This is a genomic window from Bacillus sp. JK74 (assembly GCF_053663395.1).
The window spans coordinates 354,768-378,202 of sequence record NZ_JBSJQB010000002.1; the positions used below are offsets into that span (position 1 = coordinate 354,768).

Annotated in this window: 23 protein-coding genes; 1 reads left to right on the forward strand and 22 read right to left on the reverse strand. The window is 47.6% G+C overall.

The window, feature by feature from the left end; translation table 11 throughout:
• Positions 1 to 48 precede the first annotated feature (48 nt).
• The 16 genes from ffh to ACWJJ5_RS06395 all read right to left on the reverse strand — a co-directional run bounded on the left by ffh (position 49) and on the right by ACWJJ5_RS06395 (position 17,775).
• On the reverse strand, positions 49 to 1,389 hold the full coding sequence (gene ffh / locus ACWJJ5_RS06320) for a signal recognition particle protein (RefSeq protein WP_003154298.1): 1,341 nt from the start codon (positions 1,387 to 1,389) through the stop codon (positions 49 to 51).
• 13 nt (positions 1,390 to 1,402) lie between these two features.
• Positions 1,403 to 1,735: a putative DNA-binding protein gene (locus tag ACWJJ5_RS06325; protein ID WP_003154299.1), complete on the reverse strand. Its 333-nt coding sequence runs from the start codon at positions 1,733 to 1,735 to the stop codon at positions 1,403 to 1,405.
• 119 nt (positions 1,736 to 1,854) lie between these two features.
• Positions 1,855 to 2,625 (reverse strand): phosphotransferase family protein, encoded by a 771-nt coding sequence (locus tag ACWJJ5_RS06330; protein ID WP_003154300.1) that lies wholly within the window; start codon positions 2,623 to 2,625, stop codon positions 1,855 to 1,857.
• An 83-nt stretch (positions 2,626 to 2,708) separates the two neighbouring features.
• The gene (gene ftsY, locus ACWJJ5_RS06335) at positions 2,709 to 3,698 is read right to left on the reverse strand and encodes a signal recognition particle-docking protein FtsY (RefSeq protein ID WP_003154301.1); all 990 of its coding nucleotides are present in this window, start codon (positions 3,696 to 3,698) and stop codon (positions 2,709 to 2,711) included.
• A gap of 19 nt (positions 3,699 to 3,717) precedes the next feature.
• Positions 3,718 to 7,278: a chromosome segregation protein SMC gene (gene smc / locus ACWJJ5_RS06340; RefSeq protein WP_003154302.1), complete on the reverse strand. Its 3,561-nt coding sequence runs from the start codon at positions 7,276 to 7,278 to the stop codon at positions 3,718 to 3,720.
• Positions 7,279 to 7,379: 101 nt separating this feature from the next.
• Positions 7,380 to 8,129: a ribonuclease III gene (gene rncS / locus ACWJJ5_RS06345; protein WP_003154303.1), complete on the reverse strand. Its 750-nt coding sequence runs from the start codon at positions 8,127 to 8,129 to the stop codon at positions 7,380 to 7,382.
• 138 nt (positions 8,130 to 8,267) lie between these two features.
• Positions 8,268 to 8,501, reverse strand: coding sequence for an acyl carrier protein (gene acpP, locus ACWJJ5_RS06350; protein ID WP_003154310.1), 234 nt, complete (start codon positions 8,499 to 8,501; stop codon positions 8,268 to 8,270).
• Between the two features lie 84 nt (positions 8,502 to 8,585).
• Entirely contained in the window at positions 8,586 to 9,326 is a 741-nt protein-coding gene (gene fabG, locus ACWJJ5_RS06355; RefSeq protein ID WP_003154312.1) for a 3-oxoacyl-[acyl-carrier-protein] reductase, read from the reverse strand.
• Positions 9,319 to 10,272, reverse strand: coding sequence for an ACP S-malonyltransferase (gene fabD, locus ACWJJ5_RS06360; protein ID WP_003154316.1), 954 nt, complete (start codon positions 10,270 to 10,272; stop codon positions 9,319 to 9,321). Before fabD ends, fabG begins: the two co-directional genes overlap by 8 nt.
• 18 nt (positions 10,273 to 10,290) lie before the next feature.
• Positions 10,291 to 11,289: a phosphate acyltransferase PlsX gene (gene plsX / locus ACWJJ5_RS06365; RefSeq protein ID WP_003154319.1), complete on the reverse strand. Its 999-nt coding sequence runs from the start codon at positions 11,287 to 11,289 to the stop codon at positions 10,291 to 10,293.
• Positions 11,290 to 11,302: 13 nt separating this feature from the next.
• Complete coding sequence (gene fapR / locus ACWJJ5_RS06370; RefSeq protein WP_003154320.1) at positions 11,303 to 11,869, reverse strand: transcription factor FapR; 567 nt, start codon at positions 11,867 to 11,869, stop codon at positions 11,303 to 11,305.
• A gap of 106 nt (positions 11,870 to 11,975) precedes the next feature.
• Positions 11,976 to 14,024 carry an ATP-dependent DNA helicase RecG gene (gene recG / locus ACWJJ5_RS06375; RefSeq protein WP_014417753.1) on the reverse strand — a complete coding sequence of 683 codons (2,049 nt, stop codon included), beginning with the start codon at positions 14,022 to 14,024 and terminating at the stop codon, positions 11,976 to 11,978.
• The gene (gene sdaAA, locus ACWJJ5_RS06380) at positions 14,002 to 14,904 is read right to left on the reverse strand and encodes an L-serine ammonia-lyase, iron-sulfur-dependent, subunit alpha (protein WP_003154324.1); all 903 of its coding nucleotides are present in this window, start codon (positions 14,902 to 14,904) and stop codon (positions 14,002 to 14,004) included. The genes recG and sdaAA overlap by 23 nt, the downstream gene beginning before the upstream one ends.
• Before the next feature lie 20 nt (positions 14,905 to 14,924).
• The gene (gene sdaAB, locus ACWJJ5_RS06385; protein ID WP_003154325.1) at positions 14,925 to 15,587 is read right to left on the reverse strand and encodes an L-serine ammonia-lyase, iron-sulfur-dependent subunit beta; all 663 of its coding nucleotides are present in this window, start codon (positions 15,585 to 15,587) and stop codon (positions 14,925 to 14,927) included.
• 142 nt (positions 15,588 to 15,729) lie between these two features.
• Complete coding sequence (locus tag ACWJJ5_RS06390) at positions 15,730 to 17,397, reverse strand: DAK2 domain-containing protein (RefSeq protein WP_003154326.1); 1,668 nt, start codon at positions 17,395 to 17,397, stop codon at positions 15,730 to 15,732.
• A 15-nt stretch (positions 17,398 to 17,412) separates the two neighbouring features.
• Entirely contained in the window at positions 17,413 to 17,775 is a 363-nt protein-coding gene (locus ACWJJ5_RS06395; RefSeq protein WP_003154327.1) for an Asp23/Gls24 family envelope stress response protein, read from the reverse strand.
• A 258-nt stretch (positions 17,776 to 18,033) separates the two neighbouring features.
• On the opposite strand from ACWJJ5_RS06395, the gene rpmB reads away from it, so the two are divergent.
• Positions 18,034 to 18,222, forward strand: a complete 189-nt coding sequence (rpmB, locus tag ACWJJ5_RS06400) for a 50S ribosomal protein L28 (protein ID WP_003154328.1) — start codon at positions 18,034 to 18,036, stop codon at positions 18,220 to 18,222.
• 77 nt (positions 18,223 to 18,299) lie between these two features.
• On the opposite strand, the gene spoVM is transcribed toward rpmB, so the two are convergent.
• From spoVM to ACWJJ5_RS06430, 6 genes are all read right to left on the reverse strand, one after another.
• Positions 18,300 to 18,380, reverse strand: a complete 81-nt coding sequence (gene spoVM, locus ACWJJ5_RS06405) for a stage V sporulation protein SpoVM (protein ID WP_003154329.1) — start codon at positions 18,378 to 18,380, stop codon at positions 18,300 to 18,302.
• Positions 18,381 to 18,466: 86 nt separating this feature from the next.
• Positions 18,467 to 19,111 carry a thiamine diphosphokinase gene (locus ACWJJ5_RS06410; RefSeq protein ID WP_094246948.1) on the reverse strand — a complete coding sequence of 215 codons (645 nt, stop codon included), beginning with the start codon at positions 19,109 to 19,111 and terminating at the stop codon, positions 18,467 to 18,469.
• Between the two features lie 65 nt (positions 19,112 to 19,176).
• Complete coding sequence (gene rpe, locus ACWJJ5_RS06415) at positions 19,177 to 19,830, reverse strand: ribulose-phosphate 3-epimerase (RefSeq protein ID WP_003154331.1); 654 nt, start codon at positions 19,828 to 19,830, stop codon at positions 19,177 to 19,179.
• Position 19,831: 1 nt separating this feature from the next.
• On the reverse strand, positions 19,832 to 20,722 hold the full coding sequence (gene rsgA / locus ACWJJ5_RS06420; protein ID WP_317461459.1) for a ribosome small subunit-dependent GTPase A: 891 nt from the start codon (positions 20,720 to 20,722) through the stop codon (positions 19,832 to 19,834).
• 14 nt (positions 20,723 to 20,736) lie between these two features.
• Positions 20,737 to 22,680: a Stk1 family PASTA domain-containing Ser/Thr kinase gene (pknB, locus tag ACWJJ5_RS06425; RefSeq protein ID WP_454022293.1), complete on the reverse strand. Its 1,944-nt coding sequence runs from the start codon at positions 22,678 to 22,680 to the stop codon at positions 20,737 to 20,739.
• Positions 22,674 to 23,435, reverse strand: coding sequence for a Stp1/IreP family PP2C-type Ser/Thr phosphatase (locus ACWJJ5_RS06430; RefSeq protein ID WP_070081809.1), 762 nt, complete (start codon positions 23,433 to 23,435; stop codon positions 22,674 to 22,676). The genes pknB and ACWJJ5_RS06430 overlap by 7 nt, the downstream gene beginning before the upstream one ends.

Consider the following 23,435-nt stretch of genomic DNA (forward strand, 5'->3'; position numbering starts at 1 on the left):
GTTTGTAAAGTGTTTTTTCTTAACAACGGTTTTATCATGTATAACCGATTACATAAAAGGTAATTTAAAGCCTTTTTTCTTCCCTTTTGACATGTTGGTCATCTGCTTCATCATTTTTTTCATTTCCTCAAACTGCTTTAAAAGACGGTTAACTTCCTGAACGGATGTTCCGCTTCCTTTGGCAATCCGCTTCCGCCGGCTGGCGTTAATAATATCCGGCTGTTCTTTTTCAAGAACAGTCATTGATTTAATGATCGCTTCCACATGATTCAGCTGTTTTTCATCGACTTGGATGTTTTTTAAGCCTTTCATTTTGCCTGCGCCGGGCATCATTTGCAGCAGTTCGTCAAGAGGCCCCATGTTTCGGACCTGGCCGAGCTGCTCCAGAAAATCATCCAATGTGAAGCTCATCGTTCTCATTTTCTGCTCAAGCTCTTTGGCTTTGTCTTCATCAACGGTCGCCTGAGCTTTTTCAATCAGCGTCAGCACGTCACCCATTCCGAGAATCCGGGATGCCATCCGTTCAGGATGGAACGCTTCAAGAGCATCGAGCTTTTCTCCCATTCCGGCGAATTTAATCGGCGTTTCGGTGACCGCGCGGATAGAAAGCGCCGCACCTCCGCGGGTATCCCCGTCAAGCTTTGTTAAAATGACGCCCGTTAAACCGAGCTGGTCGTTAAAGCTTTTGGCGACGTTTACCGCATCCTGACCGGTCATTGAGTCGACGACAAGGAAAATTTCCTCAGGATTTGCGACTTCCTTTACGCCGGAGAGCTCATCCATCAGTTCATGATCGATGTGCAGCCGTCCGGCGGTATCTAAAATCACATAATCATGATGCTCTTCCTTCGCTTTTTCAATCGCCTGTCTGGCAATTTCCACCGGGCTGACCTGATCGCCAAGCGAGAAGACCGGCATATCAAGCTGTTTCCCCAGTGTTTCCAGCTGTTTAATCGCGGCGGGGCGGTAAATATCCGCAGCCACGAGCAGCGGTTTGCGGTTATGTTTTTTGCGCAGCAGGTTGGCAAGCTTCCCCGTGGTTGTCGTTTTACCGGCACCTTGGAGCCCGACCATCATAATAACGGTCGGCGGGCGTTTGGCGGCGGCAATTTTGCTTTCTTCGCCGCCCATCAGCTCGGTAAGCTCTTCTTTTACGACTTTAATAACCTGCTGACCGGGTGTCAGACTCTGCATGACGTCCTGTCCGACAGCCCGTTCACTTACTTTTTTCACAAAATCCTTTACGACTTTAAAGTTAACGTCAGCCTCAAGAAGCGCAAGACGGACTTCACGCATCATCTCTTTTACGTCTTGTTCGCTGACTTTTCCTTTTCCGCGGATTTTTGAAATCGTCTTTTGCAGTCGGTCGGCTAATCCTTCAAATGCCATTGTTTGCCGCCTCCTAATCTAATTTCTCAAGCGCTTCAATCAGAGCCGTCATTTTTTCCTCTTCCTGCAAGCCGGAAGCAAGCTCTTTCAGCTTTGTAAACATTTCTTTACGCTCCTGAAACTTTTTAAAAAGGAGCAGTTTTTCTTCATATTGTTCAAGCATCGCTTCAGTCCGTTTGATGTTATCGTAAACGGCTTGCCTTGAAACGTCATACTCTTCGGCTATTTCACCAAGGGAGAAATCGTCCAGATAATAAAGCGACATATAGCTCTTTTGTTTTGACGTCAGCAACGACTGATAGAAGTCAAACAAATAGTTCATTCTCGTCGTTTTTTCGAGCGACATTTGAGCTCTCCCCTTTGTTAAGTCAAATCCCTTTACAAAAACTTAGTTTACATGGTTTCAGAGCGTGTGTCAAGTTTTTATCTTGTCAAAGCATGATGCTCTTTTTACATAATAAGTTTTCAAAAAAATTCATACAGACCGTCGTTAAAATACTCGAATTCTTGTTTTGATACACGATAGCGGCAATAACCTTCGTAAAAAGCATTGAGGCATGCTTCATTTGTGACAAAACGACTGATCGCTAATGATTCATCATATCGCGGATCTCCCGCCGATATTCCCGCAGCATCGATAAACAGATAGACCTCTCCGTCTTTCACCAGCACATTATCAGTCGTGCAGTCACCGTGAATCATTGTCTGCTGAACAGGAACAGGCCTGTACCTGTCCAATTCCTTCAAAAGCTCTGCACTTCCTTCAGCTTGTCCTTTTTTGACATATTCCCCGGCTCGTTTGATTTGCAGATCGAGCCAGTCTGTTTCCGGCTGTAAACCAGAGACCATTTCGGTTTCATGCAGCCGTTGCAGAAACTGGCCGAAACTTTTGATCAGCTTTTTCTTTTCAGTATCCCCTTTTGCTTTTCTTAAAGCCGAAGTCAGGGTGATTCCATCCTCAAATGACATGATGATATGGCTGGCATGCTGTTCCTGTATCATCCCATAATAAATAGGAACAGGCAGACGACGAGTTTCCGTCAGTTGTTGTAAAACGAAGGCTTCTCTCATTAACCATTCCCGATACTTCTGTTGAAAAGAACTTTTCAGCAGAAATGCGTCTTGGCCGGTCACTATTTTTCGAACGGTTGAAGTGCCTCCCTGTTCATCCAGCAGCGACATATGGTTTATCGCGCCGATCTTACTTTCCAATTCAGCTTTCAGCCATTTGTCCAACAACTGTCCCCTCCATTCCGATCTATCAATGCGTATAAAAAAACGAGTATAAAACCGTCCATTTTATACTCGTTTTTTATTCATTAATCCTCGGCTTTTTCAACTAAATCCGAAAAGAGACCGTATACGTAAGATTCTGCATCAAACCGCTGGAGATCGTCAACCTTTTCTCCAAGGCCGACCAGTTTCACGGGGATGTGAAGCTCATTGCGGATCGCCAGGACGATACCGCCTTTTGCGGTGCCGTCAAGCTTCGTTAATGCGATACCCGTCACATTCGTCGCTTTGGAGAATTCTTTCGCCTGCGCCATCGCATTCTGACCTGTCGTCGCGTCAAGCGCGAGGAGAACCTCATGCGGAGCCTCAGGCACTTCGCGTTCGATGACGCGTTTGACCTTTTCAAGCTCTTTCATTAAGTTAACTTTATTCTGAAGGCGGCCGGCCGTATCACAAATCAGCACATCCGCTCCTCTTGCTTTAGCCGCGTGTACGGCATCATAAATAACCGCCGCAGGGTCGCTTCCGGCAGCCTGCTTAATGACAGGCACGCCTGTACGCTCTCCCCACACTTCAAGCTGTTCAATCGCCCCGGCTCTGAAGGTGTCTCCGGCAGCGAGCACAACCGATTTGCCTTCATTCTTCAGCTTATGAGCAAGCTTTCCGATCGTTGTCGTTTTTCCGACGCCGTTTACCCCGACAAGCAGAATAACGTTCAGGCGCCCGTCCTGAATATTTAATTCGGAAATCTGTTCGTCGCCGCTGTTATAAATGTCGACAAGCTTTTCAGAAATGACGGACTGCACTTCCTGAGGATCCTGGATGTTTTTCAGCTTCACTTCTTTTTTGAGCTCATCAATCAGCTCCATGACGGTTGTAAAACCTACGTCAGCGCCAATCAGCACTTCCTCAAGCTCCTCGAAGAAATCCTCGTCGACTTTCCGGTAGCGGGAGACGAGTTCGTTCACTTTATTTGAGAAGGAATTTCTTGTTTTTTCAAGACCATCTTTAAATTTTTCAGAGACGGAGTCTGTCTGTTTCGTGATTTTCTCTTTTAATTTTTTAAAAAAGCTCATCTTTCAACCTCTTTCCTCGTTACTGAACGAATTCTTTTGTTTCTTCCAGTTTGACCGAAACCATTCGGGAAACGCCGGATTCCTGCATCGTAACACCGTAGAGGACATCCGCTTCTTCCATGGTGCCTTTTCTGTGGGTGATGACGATAAACTGGCTGTCGCCGCTGTATTTTTTTAAATATTGCGCAAACCTGAATACATTGGCTTCATCAAGCGCAGCTTCCACTTCATCAAGGACGCAGAACGGCACGGGCCTTACTTTCAGAATAGAGAATAAAAGGGCAATGGCAGTCAGCGCCCGTTCTCCCCCTGACAAAAGATTTAAGTTTTGCAGTTTTTTGCCCGGAGGCTGCGCGATAATGTCCACCCCGGAATTAAGAAGATCATTCGGATCAGTCAGCTTCAGTTCAGCCCGTCCTCCTCCGAATAAAGAACGGAACACGTCGTTGAATTGAGAACGGATCTGGATAAACGTTTCATGGAATCGCTTCGTCATTTCAGAATCCATTTCTTCAATGACTTGAAACAGTGTGTTTTTCGCTTCCGTCAGGTCATTTTTCTGCTCTGTTAAAAACTGATACCGTTCGTTTACCCTTTCAAACTCATCGATGCTGCCGAGATTGACCGTTCCGAGCTCTTCAATTGAAAGCTTGATCAGTTTGACCCGTTTTCTCGCCTCTTCAGGCTCGAGTTCAAGCTGATATTGTTCTTTTGCCCCTTCAAAGGATAAGCTGTACTCCTCGCGTAAATATTGCAAGAGATTATCAAGCTCAACTTCCATCCGGCCGAGTTTTACCTCTTCATCTTTCAGAATGTCCGTTTTTTGCTTGTACAGACGCTTCATCTCTTTCAGCTCAAGCTCGTTCGTATCAAGCGCCCGCTGTAGCTTCACACGCTGGTCGCGCCGGCTGGCGATCAATTCGATCGTTCTCGTTTTATCGTGAAGCTTATGATGGGCTGCTTCTTCAAGCTGCTCCTCACCGCTTGTGCTGGACGTCATCTCTGAGGTCAGGAGGCTTAAATCTTCCCGTGTTTCTTTCAGAGCGAGCTGCGTTTCTTCAAGCTCTTTTTTCAGCCTTTTGAGGTTGTCTTCCTCACTCGAGCACGCCTGTTCTTTTTTCGCAGCGGCCACTTTACATTCCGTCAGTTCATGAGAGAGCGTTTCTTTTGTTGAGGATAGGGTCTGCTTTTGTTTTGTCAGCCTTTCCATCTCTTCCTCAAGCTCTTTCAGCTGGCCGGATGCCTCACTCAGCTGTTCTTCCAGAGCTGATTTGCGCGTCTCTTTTTCCCGGCTGCTTTCCGTCAGTGATGCTTTCTCCTGATCGTAAAGCTCCAGATGGGTATTGATGTTCTTTTCAGCAACTTCGAGTTCATACAGCCTGCCTTTTACATCCTGCTGCTTTGTTCTGAAAGCTTCACCGTCTTCACGGAGGCCGCTCAGCGTATGTTCAAGCTCTTGAATGGCCTGCTTCAGCGCTTTGACCTCTTTTTCGAGCAGAGCTGTTTTTTCTTCCATTTCGGCAAGCCGCGCAGTCACCGTCTCAAGCTCGCGGCTTCTGCCGAGCAGAGAATTGTTTTTCTTTTTGACCGCGCCCCCTGTCATTGATCCGCCTGGATTGACGACATCGCCCTCAAGCGTCACGATGCGGTAGCGGTGCCCGAGAAGCTTGGCCAGTTCATTCGCGCCTTTTAAATCTTCAGTGATCAGCACGGTGCCGAGAAGGTTTTGAATGACATTCCGATACGCCGCGTCATATGTGACAAGCCCGCTCGCTGTGCCGAGGAAAGACGGATGCTTTGAAGCCGTCTGTTCATCACGGGTTTGGAGCTGGCGCGGTTTCATAACCGTAAGCGGCAGGAACGTCGCGCGGCCGAAGGAATTCTGTTTTAAATATTGAATCGCTTTCCGCGCCGCCTGCTCATCGTCTGTGACAACGTGCTGCGCCGCTGCGCCGAGTGCAATCTCGATCGCCGTCTCATATTTTTGTTCGGTGGCAATCAGTTCGAGAACGGCGCCGCGGATGCCGCCAAGCTGCTCTTTCTGCTTCAGCACTTCTTTTACGCCTTGGTAAAATCCTGAAAAATCGCCTTGCATCGTTTCAAGCATATCTTTTTTGGATCTGGCCTGCTGGACGAATTGATATGCCTGATACAGCGCTGATTCTTTCTTTTCATACTGGCGTTTTTTCTGTTCATATGCTGTCTGGACTTCGCGAAAGCGGACGACCTGATTGTGAATATCCTCTTCAACGGCGGCCAATTCTTCTTCGCACGCCGCTTTGCGGACTGCAATATCGTTACGTTCTTCAAGGTATTTTTCATTGTTTGCGGTCAGTCTCGCCTGCTGGACCGCAGATTGGGACATCTGGTCATCTAAAAGCTGCAGCTCGTTGCGAATCGACGCCTGGCTGTTTAACAATTCAAAGTAATCGCTTTTTAATTGTTCGATTTTCTCTTCTACATTTTCATTATGCAGACTGAGAGCCTGCTGTTTTTCTTTCACCTGGGCGTTTAACCGCTTCACTTCCGCACGAAGTTTATCATAGACGGCAGACTGTTTTTCAATGTCCGCTTTCAGTTCGGCTTCTTTGTTCGTGTAATGTGTAACGGATTCCTCTAGCTGTTCCCGGTTTTGAGCGGCGTTTTTTTTGCGCTCTTTCAGCACTTCTTTCCGGCCTTCCAGCTTTTCCAGCTCTTCACTTGTCACGAGCAGAACCTGCTGCAGTTCGTTGACGGATTCATCAAGCGCGTGGATTTTATCTCTCGTCTCTTCTATCATCGCTTCTTTTGCGGACAGAGCCGATGATTCCGCCAATTCTTCTTCTTTAGCAGCCTGCACCTTGTCTTTTAAATCCGACCATCTGCCATGCAGTTGTTCGATGTCAAAGGCGGTAAGGGCGATTTCGACATGCTCAAGCTCATTCTTTTTTTCTAAGTAGTCTTTGGCGATTGATGCCTGGATTTTCAGCGGTTCGACCTGATCTTCAAGCTCGTGGAGAATATCTTCCACCCTGTTTAAGTTATCCTGCGTCTCAAACAGTTTGTTTTCCGCTTTTTTCTTTCGTGTTTTATATTTCAGCACGCCGGCCGCTTCTTCAAAAATACTGCGGCGGTCTTCCGCTTTGCTGCTGAGAATCTCTTCGACTTTCCCCTGGCTGATAATAGAGAATGCTTCTTTTCCAAGCCCGGAGTCCATAAATAAGTCAATGATGTCTTTCAGGCGGCACTGCTGATTGTTGATGAGAAATTCACTTTCTCCGGAACGGTACACCCGTCTCGTCACGCTGACTTCGTGATAATCGATCGGGAGAAATTGATCTTCATTATCAAGCGTTAACGTGACTTCGGCAAGGTTCAGCCGCTTGCGCGAATCACTTCCCGCAAAAATGATATCTTCCATTTTTCCGCCCCGAAGCGAGCGTGCCGATTGTTCGCCGAGCACCCAGCGGATGGCTTCGGTAATGTTGCTCTTTCCGCTGCCGTTCGGACCGACAACGGCCGTGACGCCTTTTACAAAGTCAACGGATATCCGTTCTGCAAATGATTTAAATCCTATAACGTCTAAACGTTTGAGGAACATCCCAGATCCTCCTTATCGTATAAGTATCTCAATATTATCATAATCACCCGCTTATATCAGGCGCAGACATACTGAAATCCCCCTAGGGATACAGGGGGATTTTATTGTTTCGTATGATGTTTTTGCAATTTTGCAAGAGCTTCCTGTGCCGCATGCTGCTCGGCTTCTTTTTTGGAACGTCCGTTCCCGATGCCGAGCGCCTCACCTTTAAGAGAGACCAGCGCCTCGAATTCCCGGTTGTGGGCAGGCCCTTTTTCATTGAGAATTTTGTACTCAAGCGATCCTTTTCCGTCCCGCTGTACAAATTCTTGAAGCTGGCTTTTGAAATCCATCACATGAGAAAAAGCACCATCGTTTATTTTAGGGAACACGTACTCTTTCAGGAATTGCTGAACCGGCTCAAGGCCCTGATCCAGATACAGTGCGCCGATAAACGCTTCAAACACATCCGCTAAAAGCGCAGGACGCTTTCTGCCGCCCGTCATTTCTTCTCCTTTTCCCAAGAGAACAAGATCGCCGAATGACAATTCGTGGGCAAGTGAGACGAGTGACGGCTCGCATACGATAGCGGCTCTCAGCTTCGTCAAATCTCCTTCACTCATGGCCGGATATTTGGCAAATAAGAATTGGGAGATCGTCAGTTCCAAAACAGCGTCACCTAAAAATTCAAGCCTTTCGTTGTCTTCATACGGCTTTTTCCGATGCTCATTCACATAAGATGAATGTGTAAATGCTTGATACAAAAGTTTCTCGTTTTGAAAATGAACCGAAATCCGTTCTTGGAACTCTTTAAATTGCTCTATTTTTTTATAGAACTTTTTTTTATCTTTAAAATGTGAGTGTTTTGACATAGTAACCTCCATAGGCACATCAGGTTCACCGCGCTCCCCGCCGTAAACGGAATCGGCAGCGCGTACAGCGTCAGACGCCGGTAACCGAACGATTAAAGGGCTAAAGCCCCGCTGTCAGGCGGGACTTTTAGCATCAGCTTATTGCTGGTTTTGTATGTAGTTCACAGCGTCGCCGACTGTTGCAATCTTTTCAGCATCTTCGTCAGAAATCTCCATATCAAACTCGTCTTCAAGTTCCATAACAAGCTCAACTACATCTAGGGAATCAGCACCTAAGTCTTCCTTGAAAGAAGCTTCAAGTTTGACGTCAGCTTCATCAACGCCAAGGCGGTCTACGATGATTTTCGTTACACGCTCTAATGTATCTGCCATAGCAATTCACCTCCCCTCAAGTATTATAGAGGATTCGTTTTTAAAAAACTAGAGAAACTAGGATGAAATTTTAAAAACAAATCTTTACATCACCATTCCGCCGTCAATATGAAGGGTTTGGCCCGTCATATAACGCGATCCTTCAGAAGCAAGGAACGTAACAACGCTGCTGATATCGGAAGGATCACCGAAACGCGCGAGCGGAATCTGCTTCAGCATTTCATCTTGGACTTCTTTAGAAAGCTTGTCCGTCATATCCGTGGAAATAAAGCCCGGAGCAATGGCATTGACCGTAATATTTCGGCTCGCAAGCTCTTTGGCTGATGACTTCGTTAAGCCGATTACTCCGGCTTTTGCCGCCACATAGTTTGCCTGGCCGGGGTTTCCGCTGACGCCGACGATTGATGATACGTTGATAATCCGGCCGGAGCGCTGTTTCATCATCTGTCTTGTAACGGCTTTCGTGCAGTTGAATACACCTTTTAAGTTAATGTTAATGACATCATCCCATTCATTTTCTTTCATTCTCATCAGAAGATTGTCTTTGGTGATCCCCGCATTGTTCACGAGAATGTCGATTGAAGAAAATGCAGCGACAGCCTCTTTCATCATGTTTTGTACTTCTTCGGAATTTGATACATCGGCTTTTACGGCGATCGCGTTTCGGCCCAAAGATTTGATCTCATCTACGACTTCGTTCGCTTTCGCTTCATTCCCGGAGTAGTTGACTACTACATTACAGCCGTTTTTCGCAAGATCAAGCGCGATCGCCCGACCGATTCCGCGGGACGCTCCCGTTACCACTGCTGTTTTTTCATTAAGCATCCTGATTCTCCTCCTTCAGCGTTTGAATCGCCAGTTCGATGGTTTCATGGTCAGAAACCGAGATTGTTTTAAGGCGGCGGTTCACTTTTTTCACAAGGCCTGAAAGCACTTTTCCGGGCCCGATTTCAACAAACGTCGTGACGCCTTCGTCAATCAGTTTGTTAATGGTTTCTTCAAAGCGAACAGGCGAATACAGCTGTTCGATCAGTTTTTTCTTGATATCGTCTTTTTCTGTCATAACGTCAGCCGAAACGTTTGAAATCACGGGAACAGCCGCATTTTTTAACTCACAGGCGCTGAGCACCTCCTCGAGTTTTTGCGCTGCCGGCTTCATTAATTCAGAATGGAACGGTCCGCTTACTTCTAATGGGATCGCCCGTTTTGCTCCGTTGTTTTTCGCTTCCTCTGAAGCCAGCTCCACGCCTTTTGCCGTTCCGGAAATGACGATCTGGCCGGGGCAGTTCAGGTTTGCAAGCTGTACGAGATGACCGTTTTCCGTCACTTGATCCGTCACCTTTTTCAAGGACTCCGCATCCATTCCGAGAATAGCTGCCATGGCGCCTTCTCCGGCCGGCACGGCTTCATTCATGAATTCTCCCCGTTTTCTTACCGTGTAAACGGCATCTTTAAATGTCATCGCTCCCGCCGCAACAAGCGCCGAATATTCTCCGAGGCTGTGGCCGGCGGTGAAATCAGGGGTGATGCCTGATTCTTTAAACTTTTCCAATACGGCGATGCTCGTTGTCAACAGCGCGGGCTGCGCATTGTATGTAAGGGTCAATTCTTCAGCGTCACCTTCAAAAATGAGCGAGCTCAGCTTTGTTTCAAGCGTTTCATCCGCTTCATCAAAAATACGTTTTGACGCTTCTTCGCGTTCGTACAGGTCTTTTCCCATACCGATATATTGTGATCCCTGTCCGGGAAATAAAAATGCAATCTTACTCATGATGCGGTAACCTCCAGACTACTCATCTGTTTTTTCTTCTTTTACTTCTTCTTCTATAAATGCGGCCACGTTTTGGCTGACCATTTCTCTCGCCTGGCGCAGCGCATGGTAAACAGCGCGTGCGTCAGAAGAGCCGTGCGCTTTAATGACGGGCGCTTTCAAACCGAAAAGACTCGCCCCGCCGTACTCAGAATAGTCCATTTTCAGTTTCATTTCCATCAGCTTCGGCTTCAGCACTCCCGCTGCGAGCTTAGAAACAAAACTTGAAGTCAGTGTATCTTTCAGCATTTTGAAAATCGATAACGCTGAACCTTCCAATGTTTTCAACGTGACGTTGCCCGTAAAGCCGTCTGTGACGATGACGTCAGCAGCGCCTTCGAGCAAGTCTCTCGCCTCAACGTTTCCGACAAAATTCACGTTTGTTTCTTTTAATAATTCAAACGTCTTTTTTGTCAGGTCGTTTCCTTTCTTTTCTTCCGTGCCGACATTTAACAAGCCGACGCGGGGCGAGCTGATTCCGAGAACCTGCCGGGCATATACAGATCCCATAATTCCGTACTGGACGAGATGCTCCGGTTTGGCATCGACATTGGCTCCCACGTCCAAAAGAAGGAAACCGTCGCCTGAAACGGTCGGAAGCGTCGGCGCAAGCGCAGGCCGGTCGATTCCTTTAATTCTGCCGACAATAAACAGTCCCGCTGTCATGAGTGCGCCTGTATTCCCCGCTGAGATGCAGGCGTCCGCTCTGTTTTCAGCCACTTCCTGCGCCATCAGCACCATAGAAGAGTTTTTCTTTCTGCGTACGGCGCGGACCGGTTCATCCGTCGGTTCAATCACTTCATCGGCGTGCAACACAGTGATGCGGTCTGATGTTGTTGGCAAGTGTGATTCTATTGTTGTCTTGTCACCGACCAGCGTAATATGAAGATCGTCAAATGCCTCAATACTCTTCATTACTCCGTCAATAACAGCTTTGGGTGCGTTGTCGCCTCCCATTGCATCTACAGCTATTCTCATGCATGCTCCACCTTTATGATTGTTTTGAACGGTACATGTCAAAGCTGCCGGAGAACACGACTTCTTCTCCCACATAGCTGTTGACTTCAACTACCGTTCTGCCTTTTTCTTTTTCGACTGCCGTCACTTTGGCTTTCGCAACGACGCGCTCGCCTTCTTTCACCTGTCTTGTAAAGCGGATATTTGCGCTTGCGGTCAGCGCCAGCTCATCATCAATGACGGCTACGGCGAGTGAGTTCGCCTGCGCAAACAAATGATGCCCCCGCGCAATTTGATTGCGGCTGAAGACATGTTCGCGTCTTACTTCTAATATGGAAATGGCCTGGCCGTCAAGCTCCAGATCAATGATTTCACCGATCACTTCGTCTAAAGACAATGATTTCACTTCATCATCAAGCGTTTGTTCTGCCACGTTTTTAATTCTTTCCCTCAGCTCCGGTATTGAGAGCTCTAAGCGGTCTAAACGGATCGTCTGAATGCTGACGCCGAATTTCCCCGCTAATTCTTCATCTGTGATGAAGGGTGTCGATTTGATCGTCTGCTGCAATAATTTTTGGCGTTCTTTCTTGCTTCTTCTCATCTGTAAACACCATCCGGACAATTAAGACTAGGTACTAATAGTAGTATATAATCTCATAGATTGGAATGCAATGATTGTTTTTTGAAAGCCGCCGAATTTTACAGAATCAGCTTAATTTCTCCCCTTCTAGGACGCCGCTTGAAAGTAATTGACCGCGCAGCATGCGGTATTCGTCATCTTTCCAAAAAGCCTCTGAAGACACCAGGTTGGCCGCATCCTGGCGGGCCGTTTCCAAAGCTCTGTAGTCATGAACCATATCCGCTACCTTGAACTCGGGCATACCGCTCTGTTTTTTTCCGAAGAAATCACCGGGGCCGCGCAGTTCAAGGTCCTTTTCAGACAGCTCGAAGCCGTCGTTTGTCTCTGACATGATTCTCATCCGTTCCTTCCCGGTTTCGGATTTCGGATCGGCCATCAAGATGCAGAAAGATTGGTGGTCTCCCCGCCCGACCCGGCCGCGGAGCTGATGGAGCTGAGATAATCCGAAACGGTCGGCGTCATAGATGACCATAATCGTCGCATTCGGCACGTTCACCCCGACTTCTACGACGGTTGTTGACACAAGTACCTGACATTGATTGGCGCTGAATTCTCTCATCACCTGATCTTTTTCATCAGAATGGAGCTTCCCGTGCATCAGGCCGACATTCCATTTACCCCGGTATACGTCAGACAGCATGTTATATACGTCAATCGCATTCTGTACATCCAGTTTATCCGACTCTTCAATGAGCGGGCAGATAATATAGGCTTGCCTTCCCTGCTTCAGCTCTTTTTCTATAAAAGCCAAAATCCGCTCCAGCATGTCGTGTTTCACCCAATACGTTTCGATTTGTTTTCGCCCCGCGGGCATTTCATCTATCACGGAAACATCCATTTCTCCGAAGACGGTAATGGCCAACGTTCTCGGTATCGGGGTGGCTGTCATAAACAGCACATCCGGATCCTGACCTTTATTCTTGAGTTTTTTGCGCTGTTCGACCCCGAACCGGTGCTGCTCGTCCGTAATAACAAGACTCAGCGCTTTGAATTCCACTTCATCCTGGATTAAAGCATGGGTCCCTACTAAAATATCAATCTCTCCGAGAGCAAGCCGCTCCAAAAGCTCCCTGCGCCGCTTTCCTTTTACAGAACTCGTCAAAAGCGCGATATTTACATCTTCATTTGCAAACAACGACACGAGAGAGTCGGCATGCTGTTCGGCCAGAATTTCAGTCGGCACCATTAATGCCCCCTGATACCCCGACAGAATCGCAGCGTACAAAGCGATGGCGGCGACGGCTGTTTTCCCTGAACCGACATCACCTTGCAGCAGACGGTTCATTCGGTAAGGGGATGTCATATCAGCGGTAATTTCCCGAAGCACGCGCGTCTGTGCGGTCGTGAGCGAAAACGGCAGGCTGTCTGTGAAAGCGGCGAGCTTTTCAGCAGGAAACACATGGCTGATGCCTTTTGACTGTTCCCTTTCCGCTTTACGGAACGCCTGCATTTTCAGCTGAAATAATAAGAATTCCTCGTAAACAAACCGGCGTCTTGCCTGCTGTAACGATTCCCTCGTTTCAGGCTGATGCATCGTCTGCAGGGCATGTTTGTAATCAGGCAGCTTATAGCGGATTCTCAATTTTTCAGGAAGCGGATCGGCCGCACTGTCCAAATGATGCTGCAGCGCTTCCTTAATAAACCGTCTCATCATTTTTACGGTGACGTTTTCTTTAACGGAATAAACAGGCTCAATGCTTTTATCTTCTTGATGAGGACCGTTTTTTAATTCCTGCACGGAAACGGTCTGTCTGTGTTTATCCCATTTCCCGGATATCGTGACGACAGAACCTAACGTCAGTTTCTTTTTTAAGTAGGGACGGTTAAAGCAGACCGCGGTAATTAAATAATTGCCGACAAGCACCCTGAATGTCAGCCTGTTTCGTTTTTTGCCGTAATAGGTAAGAGAAGGTTCTGAATGAACCTTCCCTTCTACCGTCACTCTTTCTTCATGTTTTACTTCTTCTAAATCCCTCAGCTCATAGTCGTCATAACGGTAAGGGAAATAATTCAGAAGATCAGAAATGTCATAGATACCAAGTTCGTGCAATGTTTTTTCTGTTTCCGGCCCAATGCCCTTAATTTCCGCTATACTAGTTTGCTGATGGTGTGTCACTTGATTTCAGCGCTCCTCCGAAAATTTTTTTCTCTAATTCTCTTCCCGTCGGTGTCGCGGCTAAACCGCCTTGTCCCGTTTCACGCAGTGCTGTCGGCATTGTCTGGCCGATTTTGTACATCGCGTCAATCACCTCATCGCAAGGAATGCGGCTTGTAATCCCGGCCAGCGCCATATCCGCCGCGATCATCGCGTTGGATGCTCCCATTGCGTTTCGTTTGACACACGGCACTTCTACCAATCCGGCGACCGGGTCACATACGAGACCGAGCATATTTTTCAGTGTAATCGCCATTGCTTCCGCTGATTGCTGAGGCGTTCCGCCCGCCATTTCCACAATCGCAGCCGCTGCCATGCCTGATGCTGACCCGACTTCCGCCTGACAGCCTCCTGCCGCTCCTGAAATACTCGCATTATTTGCTACGACAAAACCGAACGCGCCGGCTGTAAACAGAAAACGGATCATTTGTTCTGTCGTAGGGTTCAGCTTATGCTTTACGGCGAATAACGTTCCCGGCACAACTCCGGCAGAGCCGGCGGTCGGTGTAGCGCAGATCGTTCCCATCGCCGCATTGACTTCATTTGTCGCCACAGCTTTAGAAACGGCGTCTAAAATCAGATTGCCCGACAGGCTTCTTCCCGATTGGATGTATGCCTGAAGTTTCACGGCATCTCCGCCTGTTAAACCGGTCTGACTCGTGACGCCCTTCAGCCCTTTTTCAACAGCTGCTTCCATGACGGAGAGATTGCGCTCCATTCCTTGAAAGATTTCTTCCCGTGTTTTTTGCGTCACTTCCATCTCTTGGGTGATCATCACTTCCGAAATCGGAATTTGTTTTTCTTGAGTGATTTCTATTAATTCTTTTACATTACGAAACATGTCATTTTCCTCCTGACTTTTTAGTCAGCTATCTTAGTAACCTGTATAATATTAGGAAGTGTTGAAAGTTCGTCAAGCACTTCTTCTTCAATATTCTGATCGACCTCAATCGTCATCAGCGCAAGCTGGCCGACGTCCTTACGCGCCACTTCCATATGCCCGACGTTGATGGAGAATTTCGCAAGCACATTGGCAACGCCTGCAATCGTGCCGAATTTATCATTATGAACGACTAAAATAGCCGGGTGGTTTCCGGAAAGTCGCAGCTCAAAGCCGTTGAGCTCCGTGATTTCTATTTTTCCGCCGCCGATGGAAATACCGGTAAGGGCAAGCTCTCCCTCATCATCAGAAATGACGATACGCGCCGTATTCGGATGAACGGGCACGGCATCCTCTGTACGGAACTCTACGTATATGCCCTTCTCTTCCGCAATTTGAATCGCTGTTTTAATCCGTTCATCAAATGTATCAAAATCAAGCAGGCCGCCGATAATCGCGACATCAGTGCCGTGACCCTTATACGTTTCTGCAAATGATCCGTAAAAAGACACAACGATCCGGCGGGGCTCCCGCCTGAATAAGCTTCTGGCCACTCTGCCGATCCGGGCGGCGCCTGCGGTATGTGAACTGGACGGCCCGATCATGACCGGGCCGATAATATCAAAAACGCTTCTATACTTCATGCTGGTTTGCTCCTCCTTAACATCACTACATTCAGCGCTTTTCTTTAGACTAATTGAACATTTCTCAATTGGCAAGCAGGCACACTGCCGCACTGCCACAGGTAAATAAAGGCATAAGAATAGAAGGGCCTCATAAGCCCTTCTATTCTGCCGCAAATATATATGGATACAGAGGCTGTCTGCCGTTATGGATTTCAACCTCGATATCTTCACAGACGCTAGCAATATACTCAGCGAGTTTCTCAGCTTCTTCTTCCGGCGCGTCCTCTCCGTACAGGATGGTGACGATTTCATCTTCTTCCCCGATCATTTCATCCAGCAGCAATTTCGCCGCACTTATCCGATCTTCGGCGCTGCCGATAATTGAACTGTTTAAAATGCCGATAAAATCACCTTTTTTAATATCTTTGCCGTCAATATGGGTGTCTCTGACTGAATATGTCACCTGGCCGCTTTTCACATTCCGGATGGCCTCAAGCATATTGGCTTCATTTACATCAGCCGGCTGGTCAGGGTTAAACGCAAGCAGGGCGGTCATGCCTTGAGGGACCGTTTTTGCCGGAATGACAATGACATTTTCTTCAGCCACGCTCGCCGCCTGATTGGCAGCCATCACAATATTGGAATTGTTCGGAAGAATGAAAACCGTCTCCGCATTGACAGACTGAACGGCTTCAACAATATCTTCCGTGCTCGGATTCATTGTCTGGCCGCCTTCGATTACGTGTGAAGCGCCGATGCTCGTAAACAATTCAGAAATGCCCTCTCCCATTGCCACAGTCACGATGCCAAAAGGCTTACGGGCTTCTTTCATAACGCCGGCCGGCTTTTTTTCATCATGTTCTTGGCTGATGATTGAAGTATGCTGTTCCCTCATGTTTTCAATTTTAATTTTAATCAAATCGCCGTAACGCTGTGCGAGATTGAGTACGTTCCCTGGTTCTTCGGCATGAATATGAACTTTCGCCAGCGTATCATCAGCCACGACCAGCAATGAATCGCCGAAACGGCTCAGTTCGTTTCTGAACGCCTCTTCCTTGAACGTCCGTTTATCTTGATCCAGCCTCACCATCACTTCCGTACAAAATCCGAATTCAATGTCTTCTGTACTCAGCATGCTCTGCGCGCTTTTATGATGCTCGGCATTCACCATATCATCGAGTGCCGGAAGAACCGCTTTTTTCGGTACGGCCTCTCCTTTTAAAGCAGCCAAAAAGCCTTCATATACACAAAGCAGACCTTTTCCGCCGCTGTCAACGACACCGACGTCCTTTAAAACAGGAAGCAGATCCGGCGTGCGGTTGAGCGACGCTTCCGCTTCTTCAATAACGGCCTCCATGACCGAAATAATATCGGTTTCTTCTTTGGCCGAGGCGACCGCTTTTTTAGCCGCATCCTTGGCCACGGTTAAAATCGTTCCTTCAACCGGTTTCATAACCGCCTTATATGCCATATCCACTCCCGCTTGGAGTGCTGCGGCAAATTCTTGGGCATCTATTTGGTTTTTGTTTTCAATGCTCTTTGTGAAACCTCTGAACAATTGGGACAAGATCACCCCTGAGTTTCCTCTCGCTCCCATAAGCAGGCCTTTTGACAGGGCGATGCCGACTTTGCCGATGTCGGGTGAGTCAATGTGCTCTACCTCTCTTGCACCGGATGACATCGATAAATTCATATTTGTTCCGGTATCGCCGTCAGGCACGGGAAACACGTTCAGCGCATCCACTGCGGATGCGTTTTGAGACAATGTCTCAGCCCCCGCCAGAATCATTGCCGCAAAAGCTCTCCCATCTAAGTTTCGTCTAGACAATACTCATCCTCCTCACTACGGGTTCGTTACTCGTACGCCTTGGACATAAATATTTACAGAATCAACTGCAAGTCCGATTGTTTGATTTACTGTGTATTTTACCTTCGTCTGAACATTGTGGGCTACTTCGGATATTTTAGTGCCGTAGCTGACAATAATGTACATGTCGATATGTATTTGTTCGGCTTCCTGACGGACATGTACGCCTTTTGCGAAGTTCTCTCTCCGGAGGATTTCAGACAAACCGTCTTTAATCTGGTTTTTTGAGGCCATCCCCACTATTCCGTAACAGTCAATGGCAGCGCCTCCGGCAACCATTGCGATGACTTCGTTGGATATATCAATCTGTCCGTATTTTGTCTTCATTTCAATGGACACACAGGTTCCTCCTTCAGATGCATAGAGTTATCATTATTCTACTATATGTATCCCATTATGAAAAGAAAAGATACAGACAGCGGCCTTCAGCGCGGAAATGTGATTGGTTTTACATGTCAAGTGATTTTTCTTGAAAGTAAGGGAAACAATAGTTGCAAACGGTTTTTAGCTGTGGTAAATTATTTAAAGTATTGTATAACGAAAGCATCTGAGACACTATGTTTAAAAAGATGTTTCGCGCAGTTAGGAGGGAAACAAATGGCACGTAAATGTTTTATTACAGGTAAAAAAACAAAAGCCGGAAACAACCGTTCTCACGCAATGAACGCTTCTAAGCGTACTTGGGGCGCCAACCTTCAAAAGGTCCGCATCCTCGTTGACGGCAAACCTAAAAAAGTGTATGTATCTGCCCGGGCTTTAAAATCCGGTAAAGTTGAGCGTGTATAAGCAAAAATGAACGCCTGCCCTTTTATGCGGCAGGCGTTTTTTATGCGTTCAAAGAGGGCAATTTCAGCTTCTTGGGCTTACTCTTTTCTAAATGAGCCCAGCATCGCCCGGACAATTCCTCCTAAAAACTTCGGCAATTTAATGGTATAAAATTTCATTTTGTCCCCTCCTATAAGTCCCGTATCCGCTGCGTTCATCACTTTAGGATTCATGGTTTTTTCCGCATATGGCAGAAGCCGCTTTTCTAATCCGCGCTCCTTACCATTATTAATATGCCTTTTGCAAACGAAAAAGTACCTCGTGAATGAATGAGTTCGTTACTAATACATAGTGTGGAACCCAGAGGAATATGACAATTATCAAGGGGATATTTAAAACCGTCGAGTGTCAGGCCGTCTGCCGCTTCCGTAAACGGAATGAAAGAAATATAGCGTCTGCGCGCTTTTTCTTCAATTGTATAACGGCCGGGCCCGAACATCTGAATGTCATTCTGCCGGTCGATCAGCTTGACATCGGTATTCTTATGTAAGGCTTTATACAGCAGCTGGATGTTCCCTAAAAAGTGATCGGCTCTTCCGCCCGTCACACCGAATACCCGAATGTTTTCCGGTTCTTTTTGTAAAGCCCAGTCAAGGGCGAGTTCAAGATCGGTATAATCTTTTTCCGCCTGATACACATGGAGGGCCGGCGCCGCTTTTTGAATCTGCATGAGCTCCTCTTCCGTAATGCTGTCAAAATCACCGAAAGCTTCCTGCGGAATGATTCCGGCCTCCAAAAGAGCAACCGTCCCTTTATCAACTCCGACCCACGTCGTATCTCCGTCTGTGTATTCGGATAGATCGGGAATAAGCTCCCGCGGGCCGCCCGCAACGATATTGATTGTCTTCATATGCTATCCTCTCTCTTAGACGCGAAAAGAGCCGGCGGCTTTCACCGGGCTCTTTTTCAGCATGTTTATGATGCGTTTCGGATGTCAGCGATGGCTTTTTTCCGATCCGGCTGATTATATACGGCAGACCCGGCAACAAGCAGATTGGCGCCCGCTTCAGCGCATAAAGGGGCTGTTTCTTTATTAACGCCTCCGTCCACCTCGATTAAAAGCTCAGACAGGCCTTTCTCCTCAGCCAGCTGTTTGACCTGACGGATTTTCGGCAGAACCGAATGAATGAAGCGCTGTCCGCCAAAACCGGGGTTAACCGTCATTAACAGCACAAGGTCAAGCTCCTCGATCACATGTTCAATCATTTGGACGGGCGTATGCGGATTAAGCACAACTCCCGCTTTTACCCCCTGCTCTTTTATCAATTGAATGGTCCGGTGAAGATGCGGACACGCTTCAGCATGAACGGAAAGGATGTCCGCACCGGCTTTTGCGAATGCCGGGATGTAGCGGTCCGGGTTTTCAATCATAAGATGGACATCCAGCGGCAGATCAGTCACCGGACGGACGGCTTCAACGATAAGCGGCCCGATTGTAATGTTAGGGACGAAATGGCCATCCATGACATCAATATGGATATAGTCTGCCCCTCCTTTTTCCACGTCTTTAATTTCCTCGCCCAGTGAAGCAAAATCGGCGGAAAGAATTGATGGCGCAACCTTAATCATATTAATACCTCGGCTTTCTCTCTTTTATTTCCTGCATAAATTCTTTGTAATGCTCATAGCGGTACGGCTGAATCTCTCCTTCTTCCACCGCTTGCTTTACCGCGCATTTCGGCTCCTTAAGATGCAGACAGCCTCTGAATTTGCAAGAGACGCTTATTTCTCTGATCTCAGGGAACGTGCTGCCCAGCTCTTCTTCCTCAATGCCGGTAAATTCAAGCGAACTGAACCCCGGAGTATCCGCAACCAGACCGCCTGATGTATGAATGAGCTCCACATGGCGCGTCGTATGTTTTCCGCGTCCCAAATGCGCGGAAATCTCGTTTGTTTTCAGCTCAAGCTCCGGGCTGATCGCATTTAAAAGCGAAGATTTTCCGACTCCGGACTGACCGGCAAACACCGTCGTTTTGTCCTCGAAGTGTTTCACAATGCCTGTTAAACCGCTGTTTTCTTTTGATGACGTCACATATACGTCATAACCGATCGCCTGATAGTCTTTCACGTAAGAAAGTATCGCCTCTTTCGATTCCCCGTCTGCAGCTAAGTCCATTTTGGTTATGCAGATGATCGGGTGAATGCCGTTGGCTTCCACAAGGACGAGAAAACGGTCCAATAAAGACGTGCTGAACGCCGGCTGAACGGCAGAAAAGACGAGAACGGCCTGATCGACATTTGAAATCGGCGGCCTGATCAGCTCGTTTGTTCGTTCTTTGATTTCCAGCAGGTAGCCTTCTTTATCATTTTCAGCCTGATAAACGGCATAATCGCCGACCAGGGGCGTTACTTTATTTTTTCTGAAAATGCCCCGGCCCCTGCATTGAATGATCTTGTCCTGTGATTCATCCAAGACATAATAGAATCCGCTTAACGCTTTTATAATTTTGCCCTCAGGCATAGGGTCCCTCCTTGTCAGTCATTATCTTTCGGGTATTCAATCGTTTTGTAGCTGACGACTTTATGATCGACCATCACTTGATAATACCCCTTCTGTCCCTGATCAATCTTCAGTTCAATTGTTTTTTCAGTCGGCTCTTTTATTTTAAATGAGTCATACGTATCAGAGATGCTGTGGTCCTTATCATCGATGGCGATTTGCACTTCAAGCTCGTCCCCTTCATGTTCAGGTTCGTAAGGAATGCTGATTTTTTCTTTTACCGTTTTCGCCGGTTTTTCTTCAGGTCCGAGCGAGAACGTCACTTCAACATTACTTCCCGGCTTAACCGCAGTGCCGGCTGACGGCTCTTGTTTCATGACTTGTCCTTCCGGCACGTCATCTGAATGGGCTTGTTTTTCAACAAGCTGCAGGCCGTTATCTTCAAGATACCCTGAAGCCGCTTCTTTGCTGTAAGTCTTTAAGTCCCTCAGCGTAACGTCCGCCGGGCCGAGGCTGACCGTTAGATTGACTTCATCGTCGCTTGCGACCATATCGGTGCCGGCTGACGGGTCCTGATCAATTACGGTGCCGGCCTCGCTGTCATCGTTTTCTTCTTTGACATTGACATGTTTGAAGCCTTTTTCCTTCAGCGCTTTTTTTGCGTCGCCGATCTGCCGTCCTTTCACGTCGATCAGCTGGGTTTTCGGTTTTCCGATGCTTTTGTACAGTTTTACAGAAGAGCCTTCTTTAACGGTAGACCCCGCTTTTGGGTCCGTTTTGACCATTAATTCCTCTTCTATTTTTTCATCTTCAATGTCCGTTATATCAGGATCAGCCCGGAGCCCGTTCTTTTCAAGCAGGGCTTCCGCTTTTTCGTACTTCATGCCCCGTACGTCGGGGACGCTTACATCTTTAGGCATAAATAAAGACGGGAACACGGTGACCGCAAGAACAGCCGCCATAATGAAAATGAAACAGACGGCCAGCAAAACCCACGGCCATTTCCGTTTTTTCTTTTTGGCTGGCTGCTGTTCCTTATCATCCGTCTCCCCCGGCGTTTCCGCCTGAGGAGCGGCTTTTGCGCCGTCAGTAATAACGGGAATGGCTTTTGTCATTTCCTCATCATCCTGCACGGTAAATTTTTGTTCATTCAGCCTGCCGGCGTCAAAAGCCGTTCTGATGTCCGCCTCCATGTCTTCGGCGCTTTCATAGCGGTGAAACGGGTCTTTGGCGGTTGCCTTTAAAATAATGTTTTCAACGCTCTGCGGAATGGAAGGGTTCCACTTTCTGGCGGAAGGCGTTTCTGTTTGCAGGTGCTTTAGCGCTATGCTGACGGCTGATTCTCCGTCAAAAGGGATTTTGCCTGTTAAAAGCTCAAACAGCACGATGCCGAGCGCGTAAATATCTGATTTTTTCGTTGCCAGACCGCCTCTCGCCTGCTCCGGAGACAAATAATGAACCGAGCCCAGCACAGAATTCGTATGTGTGATTGTCGTAGACGTAAGCGCTGTGGCGATGCCGAAATCCGTCACCTTGATATGCCCTAAATGATCTATCAATATATTGTGCGGTTTAATATCCCGGTGCACGATATGGTTTTGATGGGCATGGGCGATGGCCGAGACGATCTGCTCCATAATGGACAGCGCTTCTTTCGGATGGAGCGGTCCGTGTGCGGTTATGTATTCCTTTAATGTCATGCCTTCCACATATTCCATGACAATGTAATAAATATCGCCTTCCTCCCCGATATCGTAAATACTGACGATATTCGGATGATCGAGGCTTGATGCCGACTGTGCTTCTCTTCTGAAACGCCTGATAAAATCAATGTCATTCACAAAGTCAAACCGCAGAATTTTAATTGCGACTTCACGTTCGAGAATGATGTCCTCAGCTAAAAAAACGTTTGCCATTCCGCCGCCGCCAATGGGCCGGAGGATATGATAACGCCCGCTGATCCGCTTGCCGGTTAGCACTTGTCTTCACCCTCTTTTTCATCTGCGGAAAACTCAATCAACACAGCCGTGATGTTATCTTCGCCGCCGTTTTGATTCGCTTTGCTGATGAGAAGGTCTACTTTTTCCTGAGGATCAGATCCGGCTTGAAGCATTTGTTTGATCTCGTGATCTTCTATTTTATTTGACAGTCCGTCAGAGCATAAAAGCAGCTGATCGCCGTCAGACAGCTCAAAAGAACGGGCGTCGGGGCTGATGGTTTCATCTGTCCCCAGCGCTCTCGTCAATACATTTTTCCGCGGATGGTGCTCGGCGTCCTCTTTCGAAATTTCCCCCGTCTTGACCAGCTCATTCACAAGCGAATGGTCCTCAGTCAGCTGAGTGAATTCCCCCTCTTGAAGCAGGTAGCACCGGCTGTCTCCGATATGAGCCACAGTGACAAACTTCCCCGTGAATAAGGCGCAAACAATGGTGGTGCCCATTCCCCGGCATTCTTCATTCGCTTTAGCGTGGTCATGTACTTTGACATTCGCCTCATGAATCCGGTCTTTCAGCCAATCCTCGCAAGCAGACGGCAGAGAAGGAACCGTTTCGGTCCGGTTCCACTGCTCTTCCATCGCCGCAACCGCCATCCTGCTCGCTACATCTCCGGCAAGATGACCGCCCATGCCGTCGGCGACAACCGCAAGCACCGCGTCTTCTTTTGTGAAAATGCCCGCCGCATCTTCATTATGCCGGCGGACTTTACCTGTATCTGTTTTCAAGGCTGTAATCAA